This window comes from Streptomyces sp. NPDC008313 (assembly GCF_042956125.1).
Lineage (GTDB): Bacteria > Actinomycetota > Actinomycetes > Streptomycetales > Streptomycetaceae > Streptomyces.
In genome coordinates, this window is record NZ_JBIBFR010000001.1 from 258,149 (window position 1) to 273,888 (window position 15,740).

Genomic DNA, 15,740 nt, shown 5'->3' on the forward strand with positions numbered 1-15,740 from the left:
GACTCTAGAGCGACAGCATGAAACGACGAGCAGGGCTCGGGCAGCGTACGGGAAGTTCACCTCCCCTCGCGTGAAGGGCTGCACGCGAGCGCCCCACCGACCCGGATGTACGATTGCCCACAAGGTTGCAGTTGTGCAATCATGTACACATGACCGAGATTGCCATCAGCGCAGCCCGTTCCCAGCTCGGTGACCTGGTTCGTCGGGCCGCCCATGGGCGCGAGACGATCGCGCTCACCGATCACGGGCACGTCGCCGCCCTCCTGGTCTCGCCGCAAGTGATAGAGGATCTCGAAGACGCCTTGGTCTTCGCCGACTACCAGCGCCGCAGGGCCGAGGGGACGCTGGAGCCGGGGATTCCCATGGCGGAAGTGCGCGAGCGACTGGGGCTTGAGCAACAGTGACGTACGAGATCGTCTTCGAACCGCACGCCCTGAACTCCGCGGCGCGGTTCCTGGAGGAGGACCCAGGTGGCCTCGCTCTGGTCCTGGACACCATCGACAAGCTGGCCGACGACCCCCGTCCGGCGGGGTCGCTCGCGTACGGGTCACCCGACCTCCGGCGCCTGCGAATCGGTGACTACCGGGTTCTCTACATCATCGAGGCCGAGGTGATCCGGATCGTGATCACGCACCTCGGCCGGACGCCCTGACAGCGCAGCAAGCAGAGGGCCGCGCCTCCCCTCCGTCCGGGGAAAGGCGCGGCTCTTCTGGTTCCCGGGCTCAGCCCGCCGCGCCGAGCGCCTGACCCGCCACCGGGACGCCGCCGAGCGACGGGGCCTGGGCGACCGGGCCCGTCACGTCCTGGGAGGAGACCGGCCTGAAGTCGGAGAGCTGGGTGCCGACGCCGTTGTCGAGCGGGTCGACTCCCGTGCCCGCCAGCGGGTTGGGCTTCAGGTTCGCCACCGGCCCGGTCACGTTCCCGACGGTGCCGGTCGCCGCCGCCAGGCCTGCCTGCGGATCGACGTCGGCGAGCGAGACGGGCCGGGCGCCCGCCTCCGCCGCCGGGGCCGCGGAGGCCGCGCCGGCGCCCGCGCCGAGGGCCAGCCCCGCCGTGGTGAGGGCCCGCAGGACGCGCCGGGCGGTCGGGGTACGGGGAGCGGAGTGTCGTGCCATCGCTGGTGCCACCTTCTGCTGCGCAAGGTAATCGTGTCGGTACGTAGGGTAGTTGACGGAGTGTGATGTGCGCTCCAACCTCGACGCGTTCGGCCCCGGGGGTCGGCCTGCGCCGCGCGATGCCGCAGACTGGTGTCTCGTGAGTTCCCCTCCCTCCACACCGGCCCGGGTCGTGCTGCTGTCCGGCCCGTCCGGCTCCGGAAAGTCCCTCCTCGCCGCCGAGTCCGGCCTGCCCGTGCTGCGCCTCGACGACTTCTACAAAGAGTGCACGGACCCGACGCTGCCGCAGGTGGAGGGGAGTTCCGACATCGACTGGGACCACCCGCTGTCCTGGGACGCGGACGCCGCCGTCGCGGCCATCACCGAGCTGTGCCGCACCGGGCGGGCGACCGTGCCGGTGTACGACATCTCCAAGAGCGCCCGCACCGGCGAGGAGACGCTGGGCATCGGCTCGCAGCCGTTGTTCATCGCGGAGGGCATCTTCGCGGCGGAGATCGTCCGGCGGTGCGAGGAGCTCGGCGTGCTGGCGGACGCGCTGTGCCTGAGCCGGGGCCCCGTCAGGACGTTCCGCCGCCGGTTCCTGCGTGATCTGCGGGAGGCCCGCAAGTCCGTGCCGTTCCTGCTGCGCCGCGGCTGGCGGCTGATGCGCACCGAGCGGACGATCGTGGCCCGGCAGACGGCGCTCGGCGCGTACGCGTGCGGCAAGGACGAGGCCCTGGCCCGGCTCGCGGCGGCCGCCGCCCCGGCGACCGTTCCCGGACCGCGTACGCATCCCCGCCCGCTGGTCCCTTAGCGGCGCCGGGCCCTCGCACACGAAGAACGGGACTGGCCGGACCCCCCGGTCCGCCAGTCCCGCTTCTTCTCCGTGCTCCCCCGTGGTCCCCCGTGACCCCGTTGGTTTCCCCCGGTACCGTCCCCCGTTCCCGTACTCCGTCCGCCTCTCCCCCCGGTGGGGCGGACAGCCCCCGTACGTTCCCCCGTTTCCCCCGTAGCCCTCGGCCGGGCCTGTCAGGCGACAAGCTCCCCGAAGGACTCCTCCTGGTCACGGCCGAAGCTGAGGACCTCGTCCTCGCGCAGCCGGCGGAGCGACCGCCAGATGCTCGACTTCACCGTGCCGACGCTGATGCCGAGGATGTCGGCGATCTCCGGGTCCGTGCGGCCCTCGTAGTAACGCAGGACCAGCATGGTGCGCTGGAGTTCGGGCAGCCGGGCGAGCGCCTGCCACAGGACGGCGCGCAGCTCGGTGCCGCGCATCGCGTCCGTGTCGCCGACGGTCTCCGGCAGCTCCTCGGTCGGGTACTCGTTCAGCTTGCGGCGGCGCCACGCGCTGATGTGCAGGTTCGTCATGGTGCGGCGGAGGTAGCCCCCGACCGCGGCCTTGTCGCTGATCCGGTCCCACGCCCTGTACGTCGAGAACAGCGCGCTCTGCAGCAGGTCCTCGGCCTCGAAGCGGTCACCGGTCAGGTGGTAGGCGGTCGCGTACAGGGAGGCGCGCCGTTCCTGGACGTAGGCGGTGAACGCCGCTTCGGCGCTCCCCGTCTCCGCCCCGGTCCGCCGCTCCCCCGTGACCTCCCCGTACGCCGCTTCCCCGGGCGCCCCCGTGCCCCCGTGGACCCCCGTACCGCTTCCCCCCGTGGGTGCGTCGGCCACCACCGTCATGAAGGCGGTGTGCTGACGCCCGGTGCCACGGGAGCACCCCCGCCCTCCCAGGGCACCGGACTTCTCCGTGACCCGCGTGACGTCGTGGAGACGCGTGACAACTGCGGCAGTGTTGGTGCTGTGCAGCGTGTTCATCCTGCGCCCCCCGTCGTGGAGTCCGGTTCTCGTGCTGTCGTGCGGTCCTGCTGGCGTGCGGTCCTGCTGTCGTGCTCGTGTCGAAAATCCTGCACGGGCGACTTCATGGCGCTGTCCCCCGACTGTCACAGAGCTGTCACAGGGCCCGTCCGCGCGCTCGCCGGGAGCGGCGCTCGACGCGATCACGCAGGAGATCCGGACGACTACGCAGACGGTCACAGCCGGGGGTCCGGCGCCCGGTATCTGTGGGGGAGATGGGTGGGAGCGCTCCAAGTGTCGAAACCCGGCCATGAGATGGGCCAGAATGACGAGCGTGCCTTCCCTGTTGCTGATCGAGGACGACGACGCCATCCGTACGGCCCTGGAGCTCTCTCTGACTCGCCAGGGACACCGCGTGGCCACCGCTGCCACCGGCGAGGACGGACTGAAGCTGCTGCGCGAGCACCGGCCGGATCTGATCGTGCTGGACGTGATGCTGCCAGGCATCGACGGGTTCGAGGTGTGCCGGCGTATCCGGCGCACCGACCAGCTGCCGATCATCCTGCTGACCGCCCGCAGCGACGACATCGACGTCGTGGTCGGGCTGGAGTCCGGTGCCGACGACTACGTGGTCAAACCCGTCCAGGGGCGGGTGCTCGACGCCCGGATCCGGGCCGTGCTGCGACGTGGCGAGCGCGAGGCCAACGACTCGGCGTCGTTCGGCAGCCTGGTCATCGACCGGGCGGCGATGACGGTCACCAAGAACGGCGAGGACCTGCAGCTGACGCCGACCGAGCTGCGGTTGCTGCTCGAACTGAGCCGGCGGCCCGGGCAGGCGCTGTCCCGGCAGCAGTTGCTGCGGCTGGTCTGGGAGCACGACTACCTCGGTGACTCGCGGCTGGTCGACGCGTGTGTGCAGCGGCTGCGCGCGAAGGTCGAGGACGTTCCCTCGTCCCCCACCCTGATCCGTACGGTGCGCGGAGTCGGCTACCGGCTGGACAGTCCTCAGTGACCGAGGAGGGGGGCGGGCGCCGCGGCTGGGCCGCGGCGCGCAGGGCGGTCACGGCGGGCCTGCGGCTCACCAGTCTGCGGCTGCGGCTGGTCGTCGTGTTCGGGCTGGTGGCGCTCACCGCGGCGGTGTCGGCGTCGGGGATCGCGTACTGGCTGAACCGCGAGGCCGTGCTCACCCGTACGCAGGACGCGGTGCTGGGCGACTTCCAGCAGGAGATGCAGAACCGGGCGAGCGCGCTGCCGGTCCATCCGACCCAGGACGAACTGCAGCACACCGCCGCCCAGATGGCGACCAGCAGCCAGCGCTTCAGCGTGCTCCTGGTCGCCGAGGACGAGAACGGCCGTACGGTGACCGGCAACTCGGAGCTGGACGCGTTCACGCTGGAGGACGTGCCGAAGTCGCTGCGGAACGCGGTGAACAAGAAGCAGCCGGTCTCCTCGAACAACAAGCACGCGTACCACCTGTACTGGCAGCGGATCGTCGACGGCGACCAGCCGTACCTGGTGGGCGGCGCGAAGGTGATCGGCGGCGGCCCGACCGGCTACATGCTCAAGTCCCTGGAGCCGGAGGCCAAGGACCTCAACTCGCTGGCCTGGTCCCTGGGGATCGCCACCGGGCTCGCGCTGATCGGCTCGGCGCTGCTCGCGCAGGCCGCCGCGACGACGGTGCTCAAGCCGGTGCACCGGCTGGGGATCGCGGCCCGCCGTCTCGGTGAGGGCAAGCTCGACACCCGGCTGCGCGTGTCGGGCACGGACGAACTCGCGGATCTGTCGCGGACGTTCAACCGCACGGCCGAGTCGCTGGAGAAACGCGTCGCGGACATGAGCGCCCGCGACGAGGCGTCCCGCCGCTTCGTGGCGGACATGTCGCACGAGCTGCGGACGCCGCTGACCGCGATCACGGCCGTGACCGAGGTCCTGGAGGAGGAGCTCGACGCGGAGACGGGCAGTGTCGACCCGATGATCGAGCCGGCCGTCCGGCTCGTCGTCAGCGAGACCCGCCGGCTGGGCGACCTCGTCGAGAACCTGATGGAGGTCACCCGCTTCGACGCGGGGACGGCCCGGCTCGTGCTGGACACCGTGGACATCGCCGACCAGATCACGGCGTGCATCGACGCGCGGGCCTGGCTGGACGCGGTGGACCTGGTCGCCCAGCGCGGCATCATGGCCCACCTCGACCCCCGCCGCCTCGACGTGATCCTGGCCAACCTGATCGGCAACGCCCTCAAGCACGGCGGCTCGCCGGTGCGGGTCTCGGTCCGCGAGGAGGGCGACGACCTGCTCATCGCGGTGCGGGACCACGGCCCCGGCATCCCCGAGGACGTCCTCCCGCACGTCTTCGACCGCTTCTACAAGGCGAGCGCGTCCCGGCCCCGCTCCGAGGGCAGCGGCCTGGGACTGTCGATCGCCCTGGAGAACGCCCACATCCACGGCGGCGGGATCACCGCCGCGAACTCGCCCGACGGCGGTGCCGTGTTCACGCTGCGGCTGCCGCGGGACGCCTCGCCGCTGCTCGACGAGGACCGGCGGGACAGCACGCCGGACAGCACGGAGGAGAACGCCGGATGACCGCCCGGGGAGGGGCCCGCCCAGGGGCCCGAGAAGGGGCCGCACGGGCCGGCATACGCCGCTCCCGGGCGGCCGGGAACACGGGCGCGCGGCCCGCTGCGGGCGTCGGACGTCCGGGCGTGCGCGGGCGCGCGTTGCTGGTCGTCCCGGTGCTGGCCGCGCTGCTCGCCGGCTGCGGGATCCGCTCCACCCAGGTGCCGACGGACTTCGGCGCCGCGCCGTCACGGGTGCCGTGCGCCCTGTCCGGCCCCGACGTCTCCACCCGGTCCTCGCCCGGCATCCCGGTCCAGGTCTTCCTGCTGTGCTCCTCGCAGCTCGTCACCGTGGACCGCACCGTCCGCATCCCCGACGGGACCGCGGAGGCGCGGCAGCGGATGCTCGTGGCGCAGGCCCTGCTCGGCCAGCTCACCGAGGCACCCTCCGCCCAGGAGGAGCAGGCCGGCTACTCGACGGACGTACGGGGCGGTACGACGGTCGGCGGACCGCGTGAGGGTGACCCGGAGAACGCGCTGCGGCTGAGCACCCCGCCGCAGAGCCTCAGCGCGTACGCCCTCGCGCAGATCGTCTGCACGTTCTCGGAGTCCGCGGCGGCCGAGGACGACGGCTCGGTCGTGCTCGGCGGTCCGGACGGCGCACCGCCGCGCCGCTACGAGTGCACCCCGGAGGTCCGCTCCCGGCCGGGCACCGAGACACCGCCCGCCACGAAGGCCGACGGGACCTGACACCGGCGGGCCGTGCCGGTCCCGTCCCGCCCGCGGCGGGGAGCGCGCGGCACGCTCCTCACCCGTCCGCGCCACACCCGGCCGCGACGCGGAACCGATTCCGCCGGCGCTCGCGTCTTGGGGTGCGTGCAGCGTCAAGGCTCCAGCGGCGGCAATGCCGTGAACCGCGTCCGTGTGGCAGGAGGTGTCCTCCTCGCCGCCCACCTCGCGCTCGTCGCCTGGATCGCGCTGCGGCCCCTGGACGTCCCCTGGGTGAGCGCGGCCAACCTCCGGCCGTTCGCCGGGATCAGAGCCGATCTGGCGCTGGGACCGCGCCAGGCCGCGCACCGCATCGGCGAGGGGCTGGCCCTGCTCGCCCCACTGGGGGTGCTGCTGCCGCTGGCGGGCGGCAGGCTCGCCGTCTCCCGGCTCGGCTCGCTGGCCCGTACGGTCGCCGCGGGCGCGCTGATCTCCCTCGGCATCGAACTGCTGCAGACCGGTGTGCCGGGGCAGGTCGTGGACGTCGACTCGATCCTGCTCAACGCCCTCGGGGTGGCCGTGGCCCATCTCGCGGTCGTCCCGGCCGTCAGGGCCGCGCTGCGCCGCCGGGTGGAGACGCGGGAGGGTCCGGCCGTCCTGCGGGAGGAGCCGGCTCAGGGTCGGACCCCGACGATTCCCAGGGTCGGTATCGCACCGTAGAGCGATGCTTTGCCCGCTTCGTGACCGTAGTTTCGGTGATACGGGGCAGCCGGTACGGACCGGCGAGCGGCCATCGGAGGATCCGGTGGCACGGCTCGGACGCGCCCCGTCCACGGTTCACGAAGGAGCCATCATGACCGCCCTTGCCCGCCCCACCGACGGCCGGATGATCGGCGGAGTGTGTGCCGCGCTGGCACGGCGCTTCGGCACCTCCGCGACGACGATGCGCGCGATCTTCCTGGTGTCCTGCCTGCTCCCGGGCCCGCAGTTCCTGCTCTACATAGCGCTGTGGATCCTGCTGCCCGCCGAGGGCAAGGCACGCACCGCCGCCTGGTGACCCCGCCGCGCGCCGGACGCGCGTACGCCGATGGGGCGCGCCCTCGCGGGTGCGCCCCATCGGCGTCGTGCGGCGGGCGGCTCAGGCGAGCGGCACCCCGTTCAGCGGGACACCGTGCAGGGGCGTGCCGTGGACCGGCATGCCACCGAGCAGGCCGGCGGCCGGGGCGGCCGGCCTGTCGGCGGTGAGGTGCTGTGCGACCGGCTGGGCGGCGGCCACGCCCATGCCCAGCGCGCCCTGCCCCTGGGTCAGCGCCTCGGTGCCGCTGGGGAGCACCTTGGTGACGTTCTCGGCGGGCAGCGTCCTCGTGACCGTGTCCAGGGCGGAACCGGCGTCCGGAGCGGCGGGGGCCGCGTTGGCGGCGCCCGCGCCCGCGGCGGCGAAGGCGGCACCGAGAGCGGCGACACCGAGGGTCCTGGCAGCTGACTGCTTCATCTTCTTGTCGCGTCCTTGGATTCCGTGGGCGGGAGGTGAGCGGTCCGGAAACGTAAACACGGACCGTCAGGGACCGCAAACAGCGAAAAGCGGCCGGATCGCGGAGATCCGGCCGCCCGACGCGCGCGTGAATTCAGTTCTCCCGCACCACGGGACTGCTGGTCGAAGCCGTCTGCGCGAACAGCCATTCGGACTTCAGCTCGGCGTATCCGGGCTTGATCACGTCGTTGATCATGGCCAGTCGTTCATCGAAAGGGATGAATGCCGACTTCATAGCATTGACCGAGAACCACTGCATGTCGTCGAGCGTGTAGTCGAAAGCGTCGACAAGCTGCTCGAATTCACGGCTCATACTGGTCCCGGACATCAGCCTGTTGTCCGTGTTCACGGTCGCCCGGAAATGCAGCCGCCGCAGCAGCCCGATGGGGTGCTCGGCGTACGAGGCGGCGGCGCCGGTCTGCAGGTTGGAACTGGGGCACAGCTCCAGCGGGATGCGCTTGTCACGGACGTACGAGGCGAGGCGTCCCAGCTTCACGCTGCCGTCGCCGGCGACCTGGATGTCGTCGATGATCCGCACTCCGTGACCGAGCCGGTCGGCGCCGCACCACTGCAGCGCCTGCCAGATCGACGGCAGGCCGAAGGCCTCCCCGGCGTGGATGGTGAAGTGGTTGTTCTCGCGCTTGAGGTACTCGAAGGCGTCCAGGTGCCGGGTGGGCGGGTAGCCGGCCTCGGCGCCCGCGATGTCGAAGCCGACGACGCCCAGATCCCGGTAGCGGTTGGCGAGTTCGGCGATCTCCAGGGCGCGGGCCGCGTGCCGCATCGCGGTCAGCAGGGCACCCACCCGGATGCGGTGGCCGTTCTCGCGGGCCCGCCGCTCCCCCTCGCGGAAGCCCTCGTCGACCGCCTCGACGACCTCTTCCAGGGTGAGCCCCTGCTCCAGGTGCTGCTCGGGCGCGTACCGCACCTCCGCGTAGACGACGCCGTCCTCGGCGAGGTCCTCGGCGCATTCGGCGGCGACCCGGACCAGCGCCTCGCGGGTCTGCATGACGGCGCAGGTGTGGGCGAACGTCTCCAAGTACCGCTCCAGCGAACCGGAGTCGGCGGCCTCGCGGAACCAGACGCCGAGCTTGTCGGGGTCGGTCTCGGGCAGTGACGTGTACCCGCTGTCGCGGGCCAGGTCGACGATCGTCCCGGGGCGCAGGCCACCGTCGAGGTGGTCGTGCAGCAGGACCTTGGGCGCCCGGCGGATCTGTTCCGAGCTCGGGATGTTCTTGTGCTGGCTCGTCATTTCCGCACTCTAACTCCTACGCGCGTAGAACGCCTGTTCCCGCACCCGTCGATACGTAACGGTGACCCCGCGGACCGGTGGCGTACACCCGGGCTTCTGACACTGTTCTGTCATGGCACAGCAAGCGACGCCGGTTCGCAGGGCCCGGCTGGGGAGTTCGCTCGGTCCGGAGCCGGACACGGTGAGCGGAGTGGTGCTGCTGCTCCCGGGCGGCGAAGAGGTCTCCGCGCGCAGACCGTCGCCCATGGTGGCGACCGCCTCCGTACGGGCGCTGGGACGGCGGATCGCGCGCGCGGGACGCGCGGACGGCCTGGTGACGCACGTCGTGCACTACCGCTTCCGCGGCTGGAACGGCGGCGAGGCGCATCCGGCGTCCGACGCGTCCTGGGCCGCCGACGAGGTCGTCCGCCGCTACGGGGACGTGCCGGTCTGCCTCGTCGGCGTCGGTATGGGAGGCCGCGCCGCGCTGCGCGCGGGCGGTCACCCGGCGGTCGACTCCGTGCTCGCCCTCGCCCCCTGGCTGCCCGAGGAGAACGGGGCCGCGCCACCCGAACCGGTGAAACAGCTCGCCGGACGGCGGGTGCTGATCGTGCACGGCACCAAGGACGCGCGCACGGACCCGGAGTTGTCGTTCCGCCTCGCCGCCCGCGCCAAGAAGGCCAACCGCGACATCTGCCGCTTCGAGGTGCACGCCGACGGGCACGCGCTGCACCAGTACCGGTCCGAAGTCCACGCGCTCGCCGAGGACTTCATCATGGGTACGCTCTTCGGCCGCTCCTTCTCCCGCCCGGTCGAGGACGCGCTCGCCGCGCCGCCGCCGCTGGGCCTGCGGATGCCGCTGGCGGCGGGCTTCGGCCGGTCACTGCGCCGGGGCTGAGCCGGAACCGGACGGGGACCGGGCCGCCGCCCGTCGGGGTGGCGCGGGGCGGGCCGGTACCGCTCCGACGGCTCAGTCGGGCAGCAGGTGGCCCCGCCGGGAGAGCAGGAACGTCTTGAAGGCGGCCACCGGCGGGGTGTCGGGGTGGCCCTCCAGCCAGGCGACGCCGATCTCGCGCACCGCGCGCGGGGCGGTGACCGTGAGCTCGGCGACCCCGGGGCGGGGCACGGCCGGCGGCGGCAGCAGGGCGACCCCGAGACCGGCGGCGACCAGCCCGCGCAGCGTCTCCGCCTCCTCGCCCTCGAAGGCGATCCGCGGCCGGAATCCCGCCTCCCGGCAGAGGTCGTCGGCGATGCGCCGCATCCCGTAGCCGGGCTCCAGCGTCACGAACGACTCCTCGGCGGCCTCGGCCAGCCGGATCCTCCTGCGGGACGCGAGCCGGTGGTCGGCGGGGACGACCAGCCGCAGTTTCTGCTCGTCGAGGCGGTGGCCGACGAGGTCGGGGGCGTCCGGCACCGGCGAGGTGAGACAGAGGTCGAGCTCCCCCGAGCGCAGCCGCCCGATCATCGCCTCGCCGTAGTCCTGCACGAGGCTGAAGCGGACCCGTGGATGGTCGGCGCGGAAGGCGCGCAGGAGGCCGGGTACGGTCTCGGAGCCCATGGTGTGCAGGAAGCCGAAGGCGACCTTCCCGGTGGCCGGGTCGGCGTCCGCGCGCACCTCCTCGGCGGCGCGCTCGATCTCGGCGAGCGCGCGCTCCACGGAGGCCAGGAACGTACGGCCCGCAGCGGTCAGCGAGACGGTGCGGCCGCGCCGTGCGAACAGGTCGACACCCAGGTCCTGTTCCAGCCGCACGAGGGCGCGGGAGAGCGTGGACTGCGGGACGCCCATCTCCAGCGCGGCCCGGGTCACGTGCTCGGTGCGGGCCGCCCCGGCGAAGTGGACGAGACGCGGCGCGAGCAGCGCGACGATGTCTTCTGTGTCACTGGACGGTGACAGCCGCCGCCGTGACCTCTGCTGATGCTCCATGGGATCGATTATGGATGTTTCATGCATTGGACGGATGAGTGGCGGCTGCCTACGTTCGAGGCATGCCTTCCGCCAGTACCGAGGCGCCCACCACCGTGGGCGCCGCCGCCTTCGCCCCTGTCGCCGACACCACTCACGCGGCCGCCGCTCCCGCGGACACCGCCGCCGCCTCCGCCACGCCCCCCGCTCACGACGGCGACGCGCGGATGGCCCCGGGCGGACCGGGCTACCGCCGGATGAGTTTCGCCCTCTTCCTCGCCGGTGTCGCGACCTTCGCCCTGCTGTACTCGACGCAGGCGCTGCTCCCGCTCGTCTCCGCGGACTTCGGGGCGAGCGCGAGCCAGGCGAGCTGGACGGTGTCGGCCGCGACCGGCGGACTCGCGCTGTTCGTGCTGCCGATGAGCGCCCTGTCGGAGCGGTTCGGGCGCCGCACCCTGATGACGGCGTCCCTGGCGGTCGCCGTGACGGTCGGCCTGCTCGTCCCCTTCGCCCCGTCGATCGGCGCGCTGATCGCGCTGCGCGCCGTACAGGGCGCGGCCCTCGCGGGGCTGCCGGCGTCGGCGACCGCGTATCTGGCCGAGGAGGTCCGCCCCCGGGCCCTGATCACCGCGATCGGCCTGTTCGTCGCGGGCAACAGCGTCGGCGGCATGAGCGGCCGTGTCATCACCGGCTGGGTCGCGCAGGTGTGGGGCTGGCGGGTCGCCGTGGGCGTCATCGGCCTGATCGCGGTGGCGTGCGCGGCCGCCTTCCGGCTGCTGCTGCCCGCCCCCCGGCACTTCCGGGCGGGATCGCTGCGGCCGCGGGTGCTGGCCCGGACGGTCCGCGACCACCTCGCCGACCCGCTGCTGCGCCGGCTGTACGCGATCGGCGCACTGTTCATGGCCGTCTTCGGCGGCGTCTACACGGTGATCGGCTACCGGCTCACCGAGGCACCGTTCTCGCTGCCGCAGGGCGTCATCGGCTCGGTCTTCCTGGTCTATCTCGTCGGCACGGTCTCCGCGTCGACGGCGGGCCGGCTGGTGGAGCGGCTGGGACGGCGCGGCGCCCTGTATCTGGCGGGCGGCACCACGACCGTGGGGCTGCTGGTCTCGCTGGGCGGCTCGCTGCTCCTGGTGCTGCTCGGTCTCGTACTGATCACCGCGGGCTTCTTCGCAGGGCACTCGGTGGCGTCCTCGGCGGTGAGCCACACCGCGCAGGAGGGCCGTGCGCAGGCCGCCGCGCTGTACCAGTCCGCGTACTACATCGGGTCCAGCGCCGGCAGCACGCTCGGCGCGGTCGCCTTCCACTCGGGCGGCTGGGCGGGCTCCGTCGCGCTGGGCATGCTCTCGGTGGCGGGCGTCGTGGCGATCACGGTCCTCGGCACCCGGGCGGCCCGCGCGGGGGCCCGGCGGGCACCGGCAACGGCGCACTGACCCCGCGGTCCCTGCTCTCCCCCTCCTCGTCCTTCGCTCCTGACCTGCGTGTTCCGCCTTCCGAGGCGCCGTTGTCAGTGCCCTGCGGTAGCTTCCGAAGTGTCGACGCCCAGCGCGTCGGGCACGACGGAATCTGCCACAGGGGTGGGCGATGAACGACGCTGCGGCGACTACGACGGACGACCTCGGCGTCCGGCTGGAGAAGCACCGGGTCGAGCTGACCGGATACTGCTACCGGATGCTCGGCTCGTCCTTCGAGGCGGAGGACGCGGTGCAGGACACGATGGTCCGCGCCTGGCGCGGCTATGACCGGTTCGAGGGCCGCTCCTCGATGCGCTCCTGGCTGTACCGGATCGCGACGAACGTCTGTCTGGACATGCTGACGGCCGGCAACAAGCGGGCACGCCCGATGGACCTCACCTCCCCCACCCCGCTGGCACAGGCGGCGCTCAACAGCCGCCCGGACCACACCTGGCTGGAGCCGATGCCCGACGCGCGCGTGCTGCCGACGGTGGCCGACCCGGCCGAGGCGGCGGTGGCGAAGGAGTCGGTGCGCCTCGCCTTCATGGCCGCCCTGCAGCAGCTGCCGCCCAGGCAGCGGGCGGTGCTCATCCTGCGCGAGGTGCTGGCGTGGAAGGCGAGCGAGGTCGCCGAGCTGCTCGGCACGACGGTCGCCTCGGTCAACAGCGCGCTCCAGCGGGCCCGCGCGACCCTCGCGGACGGCACGGCGGCCGACGGCGGGCAGGCGGCGACCTCGGACCCGCTCGACGAGGACCAGCAGAAGCTCCTGGAGCGCTACGTGACGGCGTTCGAGGGGTACGACATGACGGCGCTGACCGCGCTGCTGCACGAGGACGCGGTGATGACGATGCCGCCGTTCGACCTGTGGCTGCGGGGCACCGACGACATCACCGGCTTCATGACGACCCTGGGCGCCCCCTGCGCGGGCTCACGCCTGGTGCCGGTCGAGGCGAACGGCCTGCCGGGGTTCGCGCACTACAAGCCCGACCCGCAGACGGGCGGCTTCGTGCCCTGGGCCGTGCAGGTGCTGGAGGTGTCAGAGGGGCGGATCACCGGTCTCCACTGCTTCCTGGACACCGCCCGCTGGTTCCCGCTCTTCGGCCTGCCCCTCGAACTCGAAGCGGAGTCCGACCAGAGCGAGTAGGTCGCGCAGCCCCGGGGCCGGGTCCCGCAGCCGTATCCGTCCCCCGGCCCGCCGGGCGGCCAGCGCCAGCCTGGCCAGCACGTCGACGGCACCGAGCCCGCCCGGCCCGAGAGCGGCGACGTCACAGACCACCACACCGGCCCCGGGCCCGGCAGCGGTGGTCTCCAGAAGGGCGCGTACGTCGTCACAGAGCCGGGGCACCTCGTCCGGTCGGACGGGTCCCGGCAGCACGAGTACGGCGGGTGTCGTGGCATCCACGGACGGTAGACCCGGCGGACACCCGGAAATCATCGGCCACCGCGGGCCGGGGGTTCAGTTCGTGGGGAATGCGCCGGTGTCGATGACCAGGTCGAAGGGAGCGGGCAGCTTGACGCTCTCGCCGAACTTGGCGGTGCTCAGCGAGCGGTAGACGTCGCCCCTCGGTTCTCCGTAGAGCGTCACGGTCGGGCCGTCGGGAGCCCAGCGGTCGACGAGGAGGTAGAGCGGGATTCCGGCGGTGGCGTAGGCGGCGGGTTTGCTGATCCGGTCATGGCCGGCGTTCGACTTCGAGGTGACCTCGACGACCAGTTCGGCGAGCCCGGCGGGGATGTGGGTGTCCGATTCGGTGTGGTCGCGAACCGGGGCCACCACGAGGTCGGGGATGAGCATGCCCAGACGCGACGGCACGGCGATGGCCAGGGTCTGGAAGACCTCCCAGTCCTCGGGAATCACGGAGTAGAGGCGACGTTGGATACGGGCCGCGATGACGTTGTGACGGTACGCGGAAGCAGGTGACACGGTGATGATCCCCTCGATGATCTCCACCTTGCTGCCCTCGGGCCATTCCATCTCCTCCCAGAACCGGACGAGGTCGTCCCAGCTCTGCTCGGGGTCCTGGCTCACGGTGAGTGCGCTCATGGCGGTCTCCTTCGGTACGTCACCGATCCCAGCATGCCGAACGGGACCGGCGGAGGTCCACCGGTCCCGTTCACCCGAAGAAGAGAATCCCAGGTCAGGCGATACGTTCCCGCACGATCGGCGTGGCCGTGAAGTCCGTGCCCGCCGGGGCGATGTCGTACGAGCCCCCGACCGGCTCCAGGGCGTACGCGAAGCGCTCCGGGGTGTCGGTGTGGAGGGTGAGCAGGGGCTGGCCGGCCGTGACGGTGTCGCCGGGCTTGGCGTGCAGTTCGACGCCGGCGGCGGCCTGCACCGGGTCCTCCTTGCGGGCCCGGCCGGCGCCCAGACGCCAGGCGGCGACGCCGATGTCGTACGCGTCGAGACGGGTGAGGACACCGGAGGACGGCGCCTTCACCACGTGCTGCTCGCGCGAGGTGGGCAGCTCGGCGTCCGGGTCGCCGCCCTGCGCGGCGATCATGCGGCGCCAGACGTCCATCGCGGAGCCGTCCGCGAGGGCCTTCGCCGGGTCGGCGTCCTTGACGCCGGCCGCGTCGAGCATCTCGCGGGCCAGGGCGACGGTGAGGTCGACGACGTCACTCGGCCCGCCGCCCGCCAGGACCTCGACGGACTCGCGCACCTCGAGGGCGTTGCCCGCGGTGAGGCCGAGCGGGGTCGACATGTCCGTCAGGAGGGCGACCGTCTTCACGCCGTGGTCGGTGCCGAGGCCGACCATCGTGGAGGCGAGCTCCCGGGCGTCCTCGATCGTCTTCATGAAGGCGCCGCTGCCGACCTTGACGTCCAGGACGAGCGAGCCCGTGCCCTCGGCGATCTTCTTCGACATGATCGAGGAGGCGATCAGCGGGATCGCCTCGACGGTGCCGGTCACGTCGCGCAGCGCGTACAGCTTCTTGTCGGCCGGGGCCAGGCCGTCACCGGCGGCGCAGATGACCGCGCCGACGCCGTCGAGGACGTCCAGCATCTCCTCGTTGGAGAGCAGGGCGCGCCAGCCGGGGATCGACTCCAGCTTGTCGAGGGTGCCGCCGGTGTGGCCGAGGCCGCGCCCGGAGAGCTGCGGGACGGCCGCGCCGCAGGCGGCGACCAGCGGGGCGAGCGGCAGCGTGATCTTGTCGCCGACGCCGCCGGTGGAGTGCTTGTCGGCGGTGGGGCGGGACAGCGACGAGAAGTCCATGCGCTCGCCCGAGGCGATCATCGCGGCGGTCCAGCGGGCGATCTCGCCGCGGTTCATGCCGTTGAGCAGGATCGCCATGTTGAGGGCGGCCATCTGGTAGTCGGCGACCTCACCGCGGGTGTAGGCGTCGACGACCCAGTCGATCTGCTCGTCGCTCAGCTCGCCGCGGTCCCGCTTGGTGCGGATGACGGAGATGGCGTCCATGGCCATGGCTTCCCTTCCGAAAGAGCAGCGGCCCCCGCCCGGCACGCGCCGGGGAGGGGGCCG

Annotated in this window: 19 protein-coding genes; 11 read left to right on the plus strand and 8 right to left on the minus strand. The window is 72.5% G+C overall.

What is annotated here, in order from left to right; translation table 11 throughout:
• The first annotated feature begins 149 nt into the window (after positions 1 to 149).
• Both ACFY93_RS01190 and ACFY93_RS01195 read left to right on the plus strand, forming a co-directional pair.
• Positions 150 to 404 (plus strand): type II toxin-antitoxin system Phd/YefM family antitoxin, encoded by a 255-nt coding sequence (locus ACFY93_RS01190; RefSeq protein ID WP_391352478.1) that lies wholly within the window; start codon positions 150 to 152, stop codon positions 402 to 404.
• A complete protein-coding gene (locus ACFY93_RS01195) occupies positions 401 to 652 on the plus strand; it encodes a type II toxin-antitoxin system RelE/ParE family toxin (RefSeq protein ID WP_391352480.1) in 252 nt (83 codons plus the stop codon). Before ACFY93_RS01190 ends, ACFY93_RS01195 begins: the two co-directional genes overlap by 4 nt.
• 70 nt (positions 653 to 722) lie before the next feature.
• Here ACFY93_RS01195 and ACFY93_RS01200 read toward each other — a convergent pair whose 3' ends face one another.
• On the minus strand, positions 723 to 1,115 hold the full coding sequence (locus tag ACFY93_RS01200; RefSeq protein ID WP_391352481.1) for a hypothetical protein: 393 nt from the start codon (positions 1,113 to 1,115) through the stop codon (positions 723 to 725).
• 139 nt (positions 1,116 to 1,254) lie between these two features.
• On the opposite strand from ACFY93_RS01200, the gene ACFY93_RS01205 reads away from it, so the two are divergent.
• The gene (locus ACFY93_RS01205) at positions 1,255 to 1,908 is read left to right on the plus strand and encodes a uridine kinase (protein ID WP_391352482.1); all 654 of its coding nucleotides are present in this window, start codon (positions 1,255 to 1,257) and stop codon (positions 1,906 to 1,908) included.
• Between the two features lie 215 nt (positions 1,909 to 2,123).
• Here the strand turns inward: ACFY93_RS01205 and ACFY93_RS01210 are convergent, their stop codons facing one another.
• Complete coding sequence (locus ACFY93_RS01210) at positions 2,124 to 2,909, minus strand: SigE family RNA polymerase sigma factor (protein WP_391352484.1); 786 nt, start codon at positions 2,907 to 2,909, stop codon at positions 2,124 to 2,126.
• A gap of 313 nt (positions 2,910 to 3,222) precedes the next feature.
• On the opposite strand from ACFY93_RS01210, the gene afsQ1 reads away from it, so the two are divergent.
• The 5 genes from afsQ1 (at position 3,223) to ACFY93_RS01235 (ending at position 7,205) form a co-directional block, all read left to right on the plus strand.
• Positions 3,223 to 3,900, plus strand: a complete 678-nt coding sequence (gene afsQ1, locus ACFY93_RS01215) for a two-component system response regulator AfsQ1 (protein WP_391352485.1) — start codon at positions 3,223 to 3,225, stop codon at positions 3,898 to 3,900.
• Complete coding sequence (locus ACFY93_RS01220; RefSeq protein ID WP_391352487.1) at positions 3,897 to 5,468, plus strand: ATP-binding protein; 1,572 nt, start codon at positions 3,897 to 3,899, stop codon at positions 5,466 to 5,468. The genes afsQ1 and ACFY93_RS01220 overlap by 4 nt, the downstream gene beginning before the upstream one ends.
• A 119-nt stretch (positions 5,469 to 5,587) precedes the next feature.
• Positions 5,588 to 6,190: a hypothetical protein gene (locus ACFY93_RS01225; RefSeq protein ID WP_391352489.1), complete on the plus strand. Its 603-nt coding sequence runs from the start codon at positions 5,588 to 5,590 to the stop codon at positions 6,188 to 6,190.
• A gap of 126 nt (positions 6,191 to 6,316) precedes the next feature.
• Positions 6,317 to 6,868 carry a VanZ family protein gene (locus tag ACFY93_RS01230; RefSeq protein ID WP_391352491.1) on the plus strand — a complete coding sequence of 184 codons (552 nt, stop codon included), beginning with the start codon at positions 6,317 to 6,319 and terminating at the stop codon, positions 6,866 to 6,868.
• 133 nt (positions 6,869 to 7,001) lie between these two features.
• Entirely contained in the window at positions 7,002 to 7,205 is a 204-nt protein-coding gene (locus ACFY93_RS01235; RefSeq protein WP_391352492.1) for a PspC domain-containing protein, read from the plus strand.
• A gap of 81 nt (positions 7,206 to 7,286) precedes the next feature.
• Here ACFY93_RS01235 and ACFY93_RS01240 read toward each other — a convergent pair whose 3' ends face one another.
• Together ACFY93_RS01240 and ACFY93_RS01245 are read right to left on the minus strand one after the other, a co-directional pair.
• Positions 7,287 to 7,640, minus strand: coding sequence for an ATP-binding protein (locus ACFY93_RS01240; RefSeq protein ID WP_391352494.1), 354 nt, complete (start codon positions 7,638 to 7,640; stop codon positions 7,287 to 7,289).
• A gap of 133 nt (positions 7,641 to 7,773) precedes the next feature.
• On the minus strand, positions 7,774 to 8,928 hold the full coding sequence (locus tag ACFY93_RS01245; RefSeq protein ID WP_391352495.1) for an adenosine deaminase: 1,155 nt from the start codon (positions 8,926 to 8,928) through the stop codon (positions 7,774 to 7,776).
• 112 nt (positions 8,929 to 9,040) lie between these two features.
• Between ACFY93_RS01245 and ACFY93_RS01250 the strand changes: the two genes are divergently transcribed.
• Positions 9,041 to 9,805, plus strand: coding sequence for an alpha/beta hydrolase (locus ACFY93_RS01250; RefSeq protein ID WP_391352497.1), 765 nt, complete (start codon positions 9,041 to 9,043; stop codon positions 9,803 to 9,805).
• 72 nt (positions 9,806 to 9,877) lie between these two features.
• On the opposite strand, the gene ACFY93_RS01255 is transcribed toward ACFY93_RS01250, so the two are convergent.
• A complete protein-coding gene (locus ACFY93_RS01255) occupies positions 9,878 to 10,831 on the minus strand; it encodes a LysR substrate-binding domain-containing protein (protein WP_391352499.1) in 954 nt (317 codons plus the stop codon).
• 62 nt (positions 10,832 to 10,893) lie between these two features.
• On the opposite strand from ACFY93_RS01255, the gene ACFY93_RS01260 reads away from it, so the two are divergent.
• Together ACFY93_RS01260 and ACFY93_RS01265 are read left to right on the plus strand one after the other, a co-directional pair.
• The gene (locus ACFY93_RS01260; protein ID WP_391352500.1) at positions 10,894 to 12,243 is read left to right on the plus strand and encodes an MFS transporter; all 1,350 of its coding nucleotides are present in this window, start codon (positions 10,894 to 10,896) and stop codon (positions 12,241 to 12,243) included.
• A 151-nt stretch (positions 12,244 to 12,394) separates the two neighbouring features.
• Positions 12,395 to 13,408, plus strand: a complete 1,014-nt coding sequence (locus tag ACFY93_RS01265) for an RNA polymerase subunit sigma-70 (RefSeq protein WP_391352502.1) — start codon at positions 12,395 to 12,397, stop codon at positions 13,406 to 13,408.
• Here the strand turns inward: ACFY93_RS01265 and ACFY93_RS01270 are convergent.
• The 3 genes from ACFY93_RS01270 to ACFY93_RS01280 form a co-directional block, all read right to left on the minus strand.
• On the minus strand, positions 13,301 to 13,699 hold the full coding sequence (locus ACFY93_RS01270) for an STAS domain-containing protein (RefSeq protein ID WP_391352503.1): 399 nt from the start codon (positions 13,697 to 13,699) through the stop codon (positions 13,301 to 13,303). The genes ACFY93_RS01265 and ACFY93_RS01270 overlap by 108 nt on opposite strands.
• Positions 13,700 to 13,720: 21 nt before the next feature.
• The gene (locus tag ACFY93_RS01275; protein ID WP_391352505.1) at positions 13,721 to 14,305 is read right to left on the minus strand and encodes a Uma2 family endonuclease; all 585 of its coding nucleotides are present in this window, start codon (positions 14,303 to 14,305) and stop codon (positions 13,721 to 13,723) included.
• Between the two features lie 94 nt (positions 14,306 to 14,399).
• Entirely contained in the window at positions 14,400 to 15,677 is a 1,278-nt protein-coding gene (locus tag ACFY93_RS01280; protein WP_391352507.1) for a thymidine phosphorylase, read from the minus strand.
• Positions 15,678 to 15,740: the final 63 nt, after the last annotated feature.

Excerpts from the sequence above, each read along its gene's own strand:
- ACFY93_RS01190 (WP_391352478.1), top strand. The coding sequence starts at position 150 with ATGACCGAGATTGCCATCAGCGCAGCCCGTTCCCAGCTCGGTGACCTG.
- ACFY93_RS01240 (WP_391352494.1), bottom strand. The coding sequence starts at position 7,640 with ATGAAGCAGTCAGCTGCCAGGACCCTCGGTGTCGCCGCTCTCGGTGCC.
- ACFY93_RS01265 (WP_391352502.1), top strand. The coding sequence starts at position 12,395 with ATGAACGACGCTGCGGCGACTACGACGGACGACCTCGGCGTCCGGCTG.
- ACFY93_RS01260 (WP_391352500.1), top strand. The coding sequence starts at position 10,894 with ATGCCTTCCGCCAGTACCGAGGCGCCCACCACCGTGGGCGCCGCCGCC.
- ACFY93_RS01210 (WP_391352484.1), bottom strand. The coding sequence starts at position 2,909 with ATGAACACGCTGCACAGCACCAACACTGCCGCAGTTGTCACGCGTCTC.
- ACFY93_RS01275 (WP_391352505.1), bottom strand. The coding sequence starts at position 14,305 with ATGAGCGCACTCACCGTGAGCCAGGACCCCGAGCAGAGCTGGGACGAC.
- ACFY93_RS01235 (WP_391352492.1), top strand. The coding sequence starts at position 7,002 with ATGACCGCCCTTGCCCGCCCCACCGACGGCCGGATGATCGGCGGAGTG.
- ACFY93_RS01250 (WP_391352497.1), top strand. The coding sequence starts at position 9,041 with ATGGCACAGCAAGCGACGCCGGTTCGCAGGGCCCGGCTGGGGAGTTCG.
- ACFY93_RS01270 (WP_391352503.1), bottom strand. The coding sequence starts at position 13,699 with ATGATTTCCGGGTGTCCGCCGGGTCTACCGTCCGTGGATGCCACGACA.
- ACFY93_RS01280 (WP_391352507.1), bottom strand. The coding sequence starts at position 15,677 with ATGGACGCCATCTCCGTCATCCGCACCAAGCGGGACCGCGGCGAGCTG.
- ACFY93_RS01255 (WP_391352499.1), bottom strand. The coding sequence starts at position 10,831 with ATGGAGCATCAGCAGAGGTCACGGCGGCGGCTGTCACCGTCCAGTGAC.
- ACFY93_RS01200 (WP_391352481.1), bottom strand. The coding sequence starts at position 1,115 with ATGGCACGACACTCCGCTCCCCGTACCCCGACCGCCCGGCGCGTCCTG.
- ACFY93_RS01245 (WP_391352495.1), bottom strand. The coding sequence starts at position 8,928 with ATGACGAGCCAGCACAAGAACATCCCGAGCTCGGAACAGATCCGCCGG.